This is a genomic window from Streptomyces sp. NBC_01803 (assembly GCF_035917415.1).
In the GTDB taxonomy this organism is placed as follows: domain Bacteria; phylum Actinomycetota; class Actinomycetes; order Streptomycetales; family Streptomycetaceae; genus Streptomyces.
The window spans coordinates 121,404-133,409 of the sequence record NZ_CP109073.1 but is presented as its reverse complement, the minus strand read 5'-3'; the positions used below and the strand labels follow the sequence as shown (position 1 = coordinate 133,409).

Annotated in this window: 12 protein-coding genes; 8 read left to right on the top strand and 4 right to left on the bottom strand. The window is 75.8% G+C overall.

The window, feature by feature from the left end:
- Nucleotides 1-85 precede the first annotated feature (85 nt).
- From OIE51_RS00680 to OIE51_RS00670, 3 genes are all read left to right on the top strand, one after another.
- Nucleotides 86-1,108 (top strand): NUDIX hydrolase, encoded by a 1,023-nt coding sequence (locus OIE51_RS00680; protein WP_326594695.1) that lies wholly within the window; start codon nucleotides 86-88, stop codon nucleotides 1,106-1,108.
- Nucleotides 1,109-1,203: 95 nt separating this feature from the next.
- Nucleotides 1,204-1,893 carry a class F sortase gene (locus tag OIE51_RS00675; RefSeq protein ID WP_442812029.1) on the top strand — a complete coding sequence of 230 codons (690 nt, stop codon included), beginning with the start codon at nucleotides 1,204-1,206 and terminating at the stop codon, nucleotides 1,891-1,893.
- Between the two features lie 113 nt (nucleotides 1,894-2,006).
- Nucleotides 2,007-2,627 (top strand): hypothetical protein, encoded by a 621-nt coding sequence (locus OIE51_RS00670; protein WP_326594692.1) that lies wholly within the window; start codon nucleotides 2,007-2,009, stop codon nucleotides 2,625-2,627.
- A 60-nt stretch (nucleotides 2,628-2,687) separates the two neighbouring features.
- On the opposite strand, the gene OIE51_RS00665 is transcribed toward OIE51_RS00670, so the two are convergent.
- Complete coding sequence (locus tag OIE51_RS00665; protein WP_326594690.1) at nucleotides 2,688-4,064, bottom strand: dipeptidase; 1,377 nt, start codon at nucleotides 4,062-4,064, stop codon at nucleotides 2,688-2,690.
- 206 nt (nucleotides 4,065-4,270) lie between these two features.
- On the opposite strand from OIE51_RS00665, the gene OIE51_RS00660 reads away from it, so the two are divergent.
- Nucleotides 4,271-5,494 carry a geranylgeranyl reductase family protein gene (locus tag OIE51_RS00660; RefSeq protein WP_326600448.1) on the top strand — a complete coding sequence of 408 codons (1,224 nt, stop codon included), beginning with the start codon at nucleotides 4,271-4,273 and terminating at the stop codon, nucleotides 5,492-5,494.
- Nucleotides 5,495-5,577: 83 nt separating this feature from the next.
- A complete protein-coding gene (locus OIE51_RS00655) occupies nucleotides 5,578-5,802 on the top strand; it encodes a hypothetical protein (protein ID WP_326594689.1) in 225 nt (74 codons plus the stop codon).
- A gap of 75 nt (nucleotides 5,803-5,877) precedes the next feature.
- Here OIE51_RS00655 and OIE51_RS00650 read toward each other — a convergent pair whose 3' ends face one another.
- Nucleotides 5,878-6,630, bottom strand: coding sequence for a maleylpyruvate isomerase family mycothiol-dependent enzyme (locus OIE51_RS00650; RefSeq protein WP_326594688.1), 753 nt, complete (start codon nucleotides 6,628-6,630; stop codon nucleotides 5,878-5,880).
- A gap of 146 nt (nucleotides 6,631-6,776) precedes the next feature.
- On the opposite strand from OIE51_RS00650, the gene OIE51_RS00645 reads away from it, so the two are divergent.
- Complete coding sequence (locus OIE51_RS00645; RefSeq protein WP_326594687.1) at nucleotides 6,777-8,000, top strand: ROK family protein; 1,224 nt, start codon at nucleotides 6,777-6,779, stop codon at nucleotides 7,998-8,000.
- Between the two features lie 9 nt (nucleotides 8,001-8,009).
- On the opposite strand, the gene OIE51_RS00640 is transcribed toward OIE51_RS00645, so the two are convergent.
- Both OIE51_RS00640 and OIE51_RS00635 read right to left on the bottom strand, forming a co-directional pair.
- Nucleotides 8,010-9,470, bottom strand: a complete 1,461-nt coding sequence (locus OIE51_RS00640) for a hypothetical protein (RefSeq protein WP_326594685.1) — start codon at nucleotides 9,468-9,470, stop codon at nucleotides 8,010-8,012.
- A 25-nt stretch (nucleotides 9,471-9,495) separates the two neighbouring features.
- Complete coding sequence (locus OIE51_RS00635) at nucleotides 9,496-9,690, bottom strand: hypothetical protein (protein ID WP_326594683.1); 195 nt, start codon at nucleotides 9,688-9,690, stop codon at nucleotides 9,496-9,498.
- Between the two features lie 228 nt (nucleotides 9,691-9,918).
- Here OIE51_RS00635 and OIE51_RS00630 point away from each other — a divergent pair, with 228 nt between their 5' ends.
- On the top strand, nucleotides 9,919-11,160 hold the full coding sequence (locus OIE51_RS00630) for a MurT ligase domain-containing protein (protein WP_326594682.1): 1,242 nt from the start codon (nucleotides 9,919-9,921) through the stop codon (nucleotides 11,158-11,160).
- A 76-nt stretch (nucleotides 11,161-11,236) separates the two neighbouring features.
- A complete protein-coding gene (locus OIE51_RS00625; protein WP_326594681.1) occupies nucleotides 11,237-11,965 on the top strand; it encodes a type 1 glutamine amidotransferase in 729 nt (242 codons plus the stop codon).
- The last annotated feature ends 41 nt before the right edge of the window (nucleotides 11,966-12,006 follow it).

The following is a 12,006-nucleotide window of genomic DNA, read 5'->3' as shown; positions in this document are numbered from 1 at the left end:
CGGCCGGCCCGCCCCCCGGCGCCCGCACGTTTTTGGCCGGGGGTCCAGCGGGCAACTGACTCACGGGCGAACAAGGAGGGGGACCGTGATCATCTGGCTGAACGGGGCGCCCGGCGCGGGCAAGACCACCGCCGCCCGCGAGTTGCTCCACCTGCTGCCCGGCAGCGCGCTCTTCGATCCGGAGCTGGTCGGCGCCGGGCTGCGGGCCATGCTCCCCGGCGAGCGGCTGGCCGGCGTGGAGGACATGCGGGAGCTGCCCTCCTGGCGCCGACTGGTCGTGGACACCGCCGCCGCGCTGCTGTCCGAGGTGCGCGGCCCGCTGATCGCCCCGATGACCCTGGTCCGCCAGGAGCACCGCGACGAGATCTTCGGCGGCCTGGCGGCGCGCCGGATTCCCGTGCAGCACCTCCTGCTGCATGTTGACGAAACGTTCCTCCGCCTCCGTGTCGAACGCCGCGCCGCGGTGGAGGGCGACGCCGTGCGCCGTCGCTGCCTGAGCCGGCTGCCCCGCTACCGCGCGGCCCTGCCGTGGCTCACCACCGACGCCCACGCCGTCGACGCCTCCCGCCTGACGCCCCGGCAGACCGCCGAACTGCTCGCCGAGCGCGTCCGGCGCGGCGACGGCACCTGCCGCATCGTGCAGACCCCGCCGCCCGCCGCCGAAACCCTCGCCGCCGGGGTGCTCTTCTTCGACGACCGGGACCGCGTGTTGCTCGTCGACCCCACCTACAAGCCGGGCTGGGAGTTCCCCGGCGGCGTCGTCGAGCCGGGGGAGGCGCCCGCCCGCGCGGCCGTCCGGGAGGTGGCCGAGGAGCTCGGCCTGCGGCTGGAGCGCGATCCCGCGCTGCTCGTCGTGGACTGGGAGCCGCCCCGCCCGCCCCTTTTCGGCGGCCTGCGGCTCCTCTTCGACGGCGGTCGTCTGGGCGACGACCGGCTCGCCGACATCCTGCTGCCCGGCGCCGAACTGCGCGGCTGGCGCTTCGCCGCCGAGGACGAGGCGGAACGGCTGCTGTCGCCCGGCCGGTTCGCCCGGCTGCGCTGGGCGCTGCGGGCCCGCGCCCAGGGCCGGCCGCTCAATCTGGAGGCGGGGGTCCCGGTCGGCGCCTGACGGCCGCCGCCGAATCGCGCGGCGCCCGGCCCCGATCTAGCGTGTCCGGTGATGGCCCCGGACAGGGGGAGGATCTCCCCGAAGCGGTGACCGCGATGCGCGAGCCCGAGTACATACCGGACTACCACCCCTACGACGACGATGACGCCGACGAGGCCCCGGGCTGGGGCGCCCGGGCCGCCTACGCGGCGATCGCGGGAGTCATGGCCCTCGGCGTCACCGTCATGGCCGCGGACGACGACGGGCCATCGGCGCCGCCCCAGCCGGAGAGCGCCCGGCAGGAGCCGGCCGAGGCCGACCAGCCGTCGCCCGGATCGCAGGCCCAGCCGCTGCCCCCCGCCGTACCGACCTGGGTGTCGATCCCGTCCATCGCCGTCGAGGCCCCGCTGACCAACGTCGGGCTCGACCCCGAGGGCTGGATGGAGGCGCCACCGCAGGAGATCCAGAACCTGGCGGGCTGGTACGAGGGGGCCGCCGCGCCCGGCACCCCGGGCACCGCGGTCATCGTCGGCCACGTGGACAACGCGGCGGGCCCCGCGGTCTTCTACGGCCTGGGCGCGGTGCGGCTGGGCGACTCCGTGGAGGTCATCCGCGAGGACGGGGTCGCCGTCCGGTTCGAGATCTACGACATCGCCGTCTACGCCAAGGGCAACCTGCCGGAGTCCGTCTACCACGACACCGGCCAGGCCGAGCTGCGGATCATCACCTGCGGTGGCAGCTTCGAACAGGGCTCCGGCTACACGGACAACGTGGTGGTCTTCGCGCGGATGACGAGCGCGAGCTGACGGGAACGGCCCCCCTCATTAACCCATTTGACCCGTTCGGCGGGTTATGCGACCTCCCTTCTGGTTGAGTCGCTGTGCGGGGTGACGCGCGACTGCGACAGAGGAGCCTTCTCATGAGCACACTGCGTACCGCACTGGCCGCCACGGGGCTGGGTGCGATGGTCCTCGGGGCGAGCGCACCGGCCGCGCTCGCCGCGGGCGGACAGGGGCCGGCCCGGCCGCCCGGCCAGGCGACGAATCCCTCCTTCGGCTTCAGCGTCTCGCCGGCGTCCGTCCGGCCCGGCGGCTCGGTCGACCTGACCGTCACCAACTGCACCGGATCCGAGGCGACCGCCGAGTCGTCGGTCTTCGACAAGATCACCCTCGGCATGCCGGGCGCGTTGCAGAGCGCCAGGACCACCGTCGACGCCGACGCCCGCGTCGGCGCCCGTTACGACGTGACGTTCACCTGCGGCTCCCAGACCGGTACCGCCGCCCTCACCATCGCCTCCGCCACCACCACGCCCAGCCCGACGGCCACCGGGACCACGCAGCCGACGGCGAGTTCCACCGCGACGTCCACCGCGACATCCACCGCGACATCCACGGTGCTGCCCACGCGCGGCGCCCAAGCCGGCGTCGGCGGCACCCAGCCGGAGGGCGACACCATGCTGCTGGCGGGCGGCGGACTCACCGCGGTCGCCGTCGCGGCCGGCCTGATCCTCGCCCGCCGCCGCGCGGGCCGCCACCGCTGACCCGACCCGGCGGCGCCCCACCACACACCGCCCGGGGTCCGGGGGAGGGGGCGTCGCCGGTCAGCCCTGCCGGGCCGCCGCGTAGCGCCGCAGGAACAGCGCCTCGGTGACCGACATCCGTTCCAGCTCCTCGGGCGAGACACTCTCGTCCACCGCGTGGATGCGGGCCGCGGGCTCGCTCAGCCCGATCAGCAGGATCTCGGCGTCCGGGTAGAGCCCGGCGAGCGTGTTCGTCAGCGGTATCGAGCCGCCCTGGCCCACCACGGCCATCTCCGCGCCGTCGTACGCCTCGCGCATCGCCCCGGCCATCGCGGTGTAGGCGGGGCTGGCGGTGTCGGCGCGGAACGGCTGGCCCTCGCCCGCCACTTCGGCCGTGACCCGCGCCCCCCACGGCGCCCGGGACCGCAGGTGGTCCGCCAGCAGCCGGCCCGCCGCCCCCGCCTCGACGCCGGGCGGCACCCGCAGGCTCACCAGGGCCCGCGCGCTCGCCTGCACCGACGGCGTGGCCCCGACGACGGGCGGGCAGTCGATGCCGAGCACCGTCGCGGACGGCCGCGCCCACACCCGGTCCGCGACGGTGCCGGAGCCGATTAGCCGCACCCCGTCCAGCACCCCGGCGTCCTCGCGGAACACCTCGTCGGGGTAGGCGGCGCCCTCCCAGACGCCGTCCGCGGCCAGCCCGTCGACCGTCGTGGAGCCGTCCTCCGCGTGCAGCGAGCCCAGCACGCGCACCAGCGCCGCCAAGGCGTCGGGCGCGACCCCGCCGAACGCCCCGGAGTGCAGGTTGCCCGCCAGGGTGTCCACCTGGACGCGGACCAGCACCATGCCGCGCAGCATCGCGGTCACCGTGGGCTGCCCGGCCCGGGCGTTCCCGGCGTCGCCGATCACCACGGCGTCGGCCGCCAGCAGACCGGGGTGCGCCTCGGCGTAGCGCTCCAGCCCGCCGGTGCCCTGCTCCTCGGAGCCCTCCACGATCACCTTCACGCCCACCGGCACACCACCGGTCTCCCGCAGGGCGCGCAGCGCCAGCAAGTGCATCAGCACACCGCCCTTGCAGTCGGCCGCGCCGCGTCCGTACCAGCGCCCGTCCCGTGCGGTCAGCTCGAACGGCGGGGAGGTCCAGGCCGCTTCGTCCAGCGGCGGCTGCACGTCGTAGTGCGCGTACAGCAGGACGGTGGGCGCGCCCTCGGGCCCGGGCAGGTGGCCGTAGACGGACGCGGTCCCGTCCGGGGTGTCCAGCGGGGCGACATCCGCGAAGCCCTCGGCGCGCAGCGCGGCGGCGACCCACTCCGCCGCGGCCCGGCACTCCTCGGGTGGGAACTGCGCGGGGTCCGCGACGGAACGGAAGGCCACCAGCTCGGCCAGCTCGGTCCGCGCCCGGGGCATGAGCGCCCCGACGGCGGCGGCGATCGCGGCGTGCTCGGTGCTGTGTCCCATGGAACGCTCCTCAACGCCCGCGCGCTCCCCCGCGCGTGGACGACGTGGTGGATGACGTGTGTGCGAAGGGCAGTGGTGTGACGATCATCGTATAGCCGGGTGATGCGCCTGGGGCGCCGTAGGATGCCGGGCGGTGGACGAAGACCACGGGACGCGACGGGGAGCGACGACACATCGTGAGCAGCGAGAACGGAGCCGGGTCCGGAATGGTGTGGGATGTCGTCGTGGTGGGGGCCGGCCCCGGCGGAGCGTCGGCCGCCCGCGCCGCCGCCGAGGCCGGCCGGCGGGTGCTGCTGCTGGAGAAGGCGGAGCTGCCGCGCTACAAGACCTGCGGCGGCGGCATCATAGGCCCCTCGCGCGACGCGCTGCCCCCCGGCTTCGAACTGCCGCTGCGGGACCGCGTGCACGCCGTGACGTTCTCGCTCAACGGCAGGCTGGCGCGCACCCGGCGCTCCAAGCGGATGCTGTTCGGGCTGGTCAACCGCCCCGAGTTCGACCAGCGCCTGGTCGAGGCCGCGGTGAAGGCCGGCGCCGAGCTGCGCACCGGCACCACGGTCTCGCGCGTCGAGCAGCACGGCCCGGCCGTTCCCGACCGGCGCACGGTGGCGGTCGTGCTGGCCGGCGGCGAGACGCTGCTGGCCCGCGCCGTGGTCGGCGCCGACGGCAGCGCCAGCCGCATAGGGGCCCACGTCGGCGTCCGCCTCGGGCAGGTGGATCTCGGCCTGGAGGCGGAGATCCCGGTACCGCCCGGGGTCGCCGCCGAGTGGAAGGGTCGCGCCCTGATCGACTGGGGACCGCTGCCCGGCTCCTACGGCTGGGTCTTCCCCAAGGGCGACACCCTCACCGTCGGCGTGATCTCCGCGCGCGGGGACGGCGCCGCGACCAAGCGGTACCTGGAGGAGCTCGTCTCCCGCCTGGGCCTGTCCGGGTTCGAGCCCGCCATCTCCTCCGGCCATCTCACCCGCTGCCGCACCGACGACTCGCCGCTCTCCCGGGGCCGGGTCCTGGTCTGCGGCGACGCGGCCGGCCTGCTGGAGCCGTGGACCCGCGAGGGCATCTCCTTCGCCCTGCGCTCCGGCCGGCTCGCCGGGCAGTGGGCGGTCCGCATCGCGGAGGCGGCCGACGCCGTCGACGCCCGCCGCCAGGCCCTGAACTACACCTTCGCCGTCAAGTCGGGCCTGGGCGTGGAGATGGGCGTCGGCCGTCGCCTGCTGGCCGCGTTCTCCCACCGCCCCGGGCTCCTGCACGCCACCCTCGTCGGCGTCCGCCCCGCCTGGGCGCTCTTCGCGCGGATCACCCGCGGCTCGACCACGCTCGCCGGGATCGTGCGTACCCACCCGGTGGCCCGCCGCACCCTCGCCGCCCTGGACCGCACCCTCGCCCGGGACCAGGGCGCCGCCCCCGGCTCCCCCGACCGGGCGGGGTCCTGACCTCCGGCGTACTCCCGCGGGAGCAGACGGATGACCGCCGTCGGCTGACGCCCGGCCGCCGGCCGGGCACGAGCGTTGCCGGCATGACCGCACTTCCCACGGGACCGGGCACCGTCCCGCAGGATCCCCGCCGGCGACGGTGGCTCGCCGTCCAGCCCCCGGCGGCCCGGCTCCCGTGGCGCTCCACCGGCGCGGTCCTGTTCATCCAGCTCGTCGGCTCCCAGCTCGCCGGGCACAACCAGTCCGGCCGGGGTCTCCTTCGACGTCTTCGCCCGCCGAACAGGCCGCCGACGCCGGCCTGCGGGTGACCACCGCCACCGAGGGCACCCGGCCCCGCCTATCACCGAGCGCCGACCTCGCCGCCAGTTACTCGCGGGTAACATTCAGATGCCGGAGGTCTCCCGCCACAGTCCGGCCACCGCCGCGTCCCCCGTGACGGCCAGTACGCCCTCGTACGGCAGCCGGTTCCACAGCGCCGGATACAGCTCGGCGGCCCGCCCGCTGATCTCGCACTCCGCCACCCCGGCCGCCCCCGCCACCTCCGGCCGGCTCACCCGGGGCGGCTCGGTGGAGATCAGCACCGTCCACACCGCGCCCGGCTCGTCCGTCGCCCGGACCGCCAGCGTGCGCGGGCGCTCGCTCCGCACCCGGCTGCGGAACCTGGTGTGGAAGCCGGCCAGCAGCTCGTCCACGCCGTCCACCGCCACCCCCGGCGCGAACGGCGACAGCGGCTCCCCGGCGGCGAGTTCGGCGTCGACGCGGTGGATGGCCGTCTCATGCGCCTGCCGTCGCGCCCAGAAGTGCCGGGGCGTCGGCGAGCCGTTCAGGAACGTCCAGCACTCCATGTCCTCCGGAGCCCGCTCCAGCACGTCCAGCAGCTCCCGGTGCCCCGCCCGGAACCACGCGGCGAGCTCGCCGTCCGGCACCGCCTCCGTGCCGCGCGGCGTACGCGCGGACAGCCGCTCGGCCACGTTCCGGGCCGCCCAGCGGTGCACGTGCCCCTGATGCGTGAGCAGGTCCCGGACGGCCCAGCCGGGACAGCTCGGCACGGGAGCGTCCCAGCCCGCCCGCTCCGCCGCGGCTGTCAGCAGGTCCCCTTCGCGCTCCAGCGCGGCCAGCAGATCTGTGGTCCTCACCGGCGGATTGTGTCAGCCGATGAGGACCGCGCCGCACCCCGCGCGGGCCGCCCTCCACCGCCCCGGAGGTCCGGCGGCGGGCCGCGCGGCGCGGACAAGAACCGCCCTGCATTTGTTCCCTGCTGACACAAAGCAAGAATAGGGACGTGACCCACACACACACCAGGCTGGAGCGCGGCCGGAACGCCCTCGGCCCCGCGCTGGAACTCGTCCACACGGGCCGCGCCCCGACCCGCTCCGTGCTCACCACCGAGCTGGGCGTCACCCGGGCCACCGCGGGGGCCGTCGCCACCGAGCTCCAGACCCTCGGCCTCATCACCGTGGACTCCCGCCCCAGCGCCGCCTCCGGCAGCCAGGGCCGCCCGTCCCACCGCCTGGCCGTCGCCGACGACGGGCCGGTCGTCCTCGCCGCCCAGGTGCACGCCGACGGCTTCCGCGCCGCCCTGGTCGGGCTCGGCGGCCGGATCGTCGCCACCGCCGCCGGCCGCGTGACCGTCGACGCCGACCCCGCGCAGGTCCTCGGCGAGGTCGTCGCCGCCGGTGTCGGTCTGCTGCGCGACAGCGGACGGCGTTGCGTCGGCGCCGGCCTGGCCGTCCCCTCCTCCGTCGCCGAGCCCGAGGGCACCGCCCTCAACCCGCTCCACCTCGCCTGGCCGGCCGGCGCCCCCGTCCGCGACATCTTCACCCGCTGCCTCGCCGACGCCGGCGTCGAGGTGACCGGCTTCTGCGGCAACGACGTCAACCTCGCCGCCCTCGCCGAACACCGCCACGGCGCTGGTCGCGGCGCCCAGCACCTCCTGTGCGTCGCCACCGGGCACCGCGGCGTCGGCGGCGCCCTCGTCCTCGACGGCAGGCTCCACACCGGCAGCGCCGGCCTGGCCCTCGAAGTCGGCCACCTCACCGTCGACCCTCAGGGCCGCCCCTGCCACTGCGGCGGACGCGGCTGCCTCGACGTCGAGGCCGACCCCCTCGCCCTCCTCGACGCGGCCGACCGCGTCCCCGACCCCGACGGCTCCCTGCTGGCCCAGGCCGCCGACGTCGTCCGCGCCGCCTACACGCCCGACGCCGCCTCCCGGGACGCCGCCGCGCGCACCGCCGTCGCCACCGTCATCGACCGCCTCGGCCTCGGCCTCGCCGGCCTGGTCAACATCTTCAACCCCGACCGCATCATCCTCGGCGGCCTGCACCGCCGCCTCCTCGAAGCCGACCCGGCACGGCTGAGCGCCGTCGTCGAGGAACGCAGCCTGTGGGGGAGGAGCGGCAGCGTGCCCATCCTGGCCTGCTCCCTGGACCACAACAGCCTCGTCGGCGCGGCCGAGCTCGCCTGGCAGCCCGTCCTGGACGACCCGCTCGCCGCCCTCGCCGGCTGACCCGGCACCTCAGCCCCCGCCGCCCGCCGCGGCCGGCTCCCCCCGACCCGCCACCCGGGCCGGCAGCAGCGCCAGCACCGCCCGCCGCAACGTCTCGTCCGTCGCCTCGTCACCCGGATCGGGCGTCGCCGGCACCTGCAACCGGTACACCGGCCCCGCCCCCAGCCGCGCGAACCCGCGCCCCGGCGGTGTCGCCACCGTCACCGAACCGCCCGGCGCCGCCCCCAGCACCGTCTCCACCTGACCCGCCGTCACCGCGCCCAGCACCACGCGCGCCCGCGCGCACGCCAGTACCGCCCCGCCCAGTCCCGCCAGCCCCTCGAAATGCTCCGCCAGCGCCACCGTCACCCGCACCGCCCGCCCGAACCGCAGCGGCACCTCCAGCAGCCGCACCGGATCCCGCAGCCCCTCGATCCGCGCCAGATGACCCAGCAGCGCCGGCCGGTCCACCACGATCCACAACGGCCGCGGCACCGTCCGCCCCTCACCGCCCGCCAGCAGCCGCCGCTCGGTCTCCCGCGCCGCCCACTCCAGGGCCGCCACCGCCGCGCCCGGCGCCGACTCCACCGCCACCACCCCCGCCCGCCCCGCGAAGCACCCGAACTCGGCCGCCCCGCCGCCCTCCACCACCAGCACATCCCCGTGCTCCAGCGCCTGCAACGCCACCGACCGCAGCAGCGACGTCGCCCCGGCCCCCGGCACCCCCACCACCAGCAGATGCGGCTCCGCCGACCGCGGGCCCGTCCGCCACATCACCGGACAGGCGTCCAGCAGCTCCCCGTACTCCGGCCCCCCGAGCACGGGCACCGTACGGTCCACCGCCCCCGCGTCCGTGAACCCCAGGACCGTCTCGCCGGGCGAGGTGACGAACCGCTGCGCGCGGATCTCCGCCGGCAACGGCTCCAGCGCCGCCATCGCCAGCTCGTTGCGCTCCTCGTCCCAGCGGAAGCCGAACTCCCGCCCCCGCCCCGCCTTGGCCGCCAGCAGCCGCTCCACCCGCGCCCGGCACTCCGGGTCCCCGTCCGGGAAGAACGCCGGATACGTCAGCACCAGCCGTTCGATCCGCCCGTCCGCCCCGAACGCCACCGACGGGAAACTCCGCCGCCAGTCCCCACCCCGCTCGTACAGCGGCTCCGGCGACGTGTCCCCGGCCGCCGAGAAGTACGGCACCAGCGCCTCGTAGAGCAGCCCGAGCCGCTCCCCGGCCGCCGACTGGACCGCCGACCGCCCGCGCGCCCGCCGCTCCCCGTGCCAGCCCGCCCCGCCCGCCGCCGCCAGCACCGCACCGGCCGCCAGCCACGGCCCGTACGGCAGCAGCGCCACCAGCAGCCCGGCCGCCAGCACGAGCAGCAGCACCGGACCCCGGTGGTCGCGGGGCAGCGCGCGCCAGCGGCGGCCGGCCGCCGTCGCCAGCGACCCCAGCCCCCGCACCACGACCAGCAGCGGACGCACGGCGTCCAGCCGGATCACGCCGACTCCTCCGGCCCGCCGCCGGCTACAGGGTGATCCCGCCCAGCAGGTTCGCCAGGCTCGCCCCCCCGGCCTCGATGCTCGGCGCCGCCGCCGTGCCCGCCAGATAGAACCCGAACAGCGAGCACACCACGGCGTGCGACAGCTTCAGTCCGTCCTTGCGGAAGAACAGGAAGACGATGACACCGAGCAGGACGACTCCCGAGACGGACAAGATCATGAGCACTCCCGATGCGGACGCGGATGCGGACGGGGCCGAACGGCATTCACCGTAAGCACTCTAATGCTCGCACTGAGTGAGCGAGAGCTGGCGGGCGCATATGGGGGAGGCGCCGCCCGGCCCTCCCCAACTGCCGCGAAGCACCCCGCACAAGGGGCGATGCGGTTCGGACCGGCCCGCGACCTGGATAGGCTGGACCCTGGCCGATGGCGAGGAGGAACAAGGACGATGGCAGAGAGCGCGCAGCCACTGTCGGCGCGGGCCAAGCTCGCCGTGACGGCGGGCAAGGCGGCGGCGGCCGTATCACGGGCGGCGGGCCGCGGCAGCGGATCGGTGATCGGGGGCCGGGTGGCCCTCAAGCTCGACCCGGATCTCCTCGCCCGACTCGCCGGGCACCTGGACGTGGTCCTGGTCTCCGCGACCAACGGCAAGACCACCACGACCCGGCTGATCGCGGAAGCCCTGCGCGCCGGCGGCGAGGTCGTCTCCAACGCCCTGGGCGCCAACATGCCGGCCGGCATCACCTCCGCCCTCTCCGACGGCTCCAAGGCCCGCTACGGCGTCCTGGAGGTCGACGAGAAGTATCTGGCCGGGGTCGCCCGCGACGTCTCCCCGAAGGCGATCGCCCTGCTCAACCTCTCCCGGGACCAGCTCGACCGCGCCGCCGAGACCCGCATGCTCGCCGAGCGCTGGCGCGAGGGCCTCCAGGGCAGCAAGGCCACCGTCATCGCCAACGCCGACGACCCCCTCGTCGTCTGGGCGGCATCCTCCAGTCCCAACGTCGTCTGGGTCGCCGCCGGCCAGGAGTGGAAGGACGACGCCTGGTCCTGCCCCTCCTGCGGCGGCGTGCTCCACCGCCCCGACGACGTCTCCTGGCGCTGCGCCGAATGCGGCTTCGGCCGCCCCTCGCCCACCTGGGTGCTCTCCGGGGACACCGTCCTCGACCCGCACGGCTCCCCGTGGCCGATCCGCCTCCAGCTCCCCGGCCGTGCCAACCGCGCCAACGCCGCCACCGCCGCCGCCGTGGCCGCCACCTTCGGCATCCACCCGCAGGTCGCCCTGGAGCGGATGCAGTCGGTCGCCGCTGTCGCCGGCCGGTACGACATCGTCGGGTACCAGGGCCGCGACATCCGCCTGCTGCTCGCCAAGAACCCCGCCGGCTGGCTGGAGACGTTCGCCCTGATCGACCCGCCGCCCACGCCCGTGATCCTCTCCGTCAACGCTCGCGGCGCCGACGGCACGGACACCTCCTGGCTGTGGGACGTCGACTACACCCGGCTGGCCGGACACCCGATCGCCGTCATCGGCGACCGCCGCCTCGACCTCGCCGTCCGCCTTGAGGTCGCCGGCGTCGGCTTCCGCGTCTGCGACACCCTCCAGGAGGCCGTGGGGCAGTTGCCTCCCGGCCGTATCGAGGCCATCGCGAACTACACCGCCTTCCAGGACCTGCGCCGCGTCGTGGGCAACTGACCGGTATCCGGCCGGCACCTCCCCGCAGAGCACCAGCACCAGCACCCCGAGCACTCCAGCAAAGGACGGCACCACAATGAGCAGCTCCGGCCTGCGCGTGGTCTGGGTCTACCCGGACCTGCTGAGCACCTACGGCGACCAGGGCAACGTCCTGGTGGTCGAGCGCCGCGCCCGGCAGCGCGGCCTGACCGTCGAGCGCGTCGACGTCCGCTCCGACCAGCCCGTCCCCACCTCCGGCGACATCTACCTCATCGGCGGCGGCGAGGACCGCCCCCAGCGGCTGGCGGCCGAGCGGCTGCGCCGCGACGGCGGCCTCACCCGGGCCGCCGAGAACGGCGCGATCATCTTCTCGGTCTGCGCCGGGTACCAGATCATCGGCCACGAGTTCATCAACGACCTCGGCCAGCGCGAGCCCGGCCTCGGCCTCCTCGACGTGACCAGCGTCCGCGGCGGGGGAGAGCGCTGCGTCGGCGATGTCCTCGCCGACGTCGACGAGAGGCTCGGCCTCCCGCAGCTCACCGGCTTCGAGAACCACCAGGGCGTCACCCGGCTCGGCCCCGGCGTCCGCCCGTTCGCCCGGGTGCGCCTCGGCAACGGGAACGGCACCGGCGACGGCACCGAGGGCGCCTGGGCCGGCACGGTCTTCGGCACCTACATGCACGGCCCCGTCCTCGCCCGCAATCCGCAGATCGCCGACCTGCTGCTGCGGGTGACCCTGGACGTCACCGCCCTCCCGCCGGTGGACGACCGCTGGTACGACGCCCTGCGCGCCGAGCGGATCGCCGCCGCCACCCAGCCCGCCTGACACCCCCGCGAAGGGCGTCCCTATCGTAGGGACGGCGGAAC

What these genes read in the sequence shown, in the direction of transcription:
- OIE51_RS00675 (WP_442812029.1), top strand. Translation starts at nt 1,204, where the DNA reads ATGCGCGAGCCCGAGTACATACCGGACTACCACCCCTACGACGACGAT.
- OIE51_RS00630 (WP_326594682.1), top strand. Translation starts at nt 9,919, where the DNA reads ATGGCAGAGAGCGCGCAGCCACTGTCGGCGCGGGCCAAGCTCGCCGTG.
- OIE51_RS00665 (WP_326594690.1), bottom strand. Translation starts at nt 4,064, where the DNA reads ATGGGACACAGCACCGAGCACGCCGCGATCGCCGCCGCCGTCGGGGCG.
- OIE51_RS00635 (WP_326594683.1), bottom strand. Translation starts at nt 9,690, where the DNA reads ATGATCTTGTCCGTCTCGGGAGTCGTCCTGCTCGGTGTCATCGTCTTC.
- OIE51_RS00655 (WP_326594689.1), top strand. Translation starts at nt 5,578, where the DNA reads ATGACCGCACTTCCCACGGGACCGGGCACCGTCCCGCAGGATCCCCGC.
- OIE51_RS00625 (WP_326594681.1), top strand. Translation starts at nt 11,237, where the DNA reads ATGAGCAGCTCCGGCCTGCGCGTGGTCTGGGTCTACCCGGACCTGCTG.
- OIE51_RS00660 (WP_326600448.1), top strand. Translation starts at nt 4,271, where the DNA reads ATGGTGTGGGATGTCGTCGTGGTGGGGGCCGGCCCCGGCGGAGCGTCG.
- OIE51_RS00670 (WP_326594692.1), top strand. Translation starts at nt 2,007, where the DNA reads ATGAGCACACTGCGTACCGCACTGGCCGCCACGGGGCTGGGTGCGATG.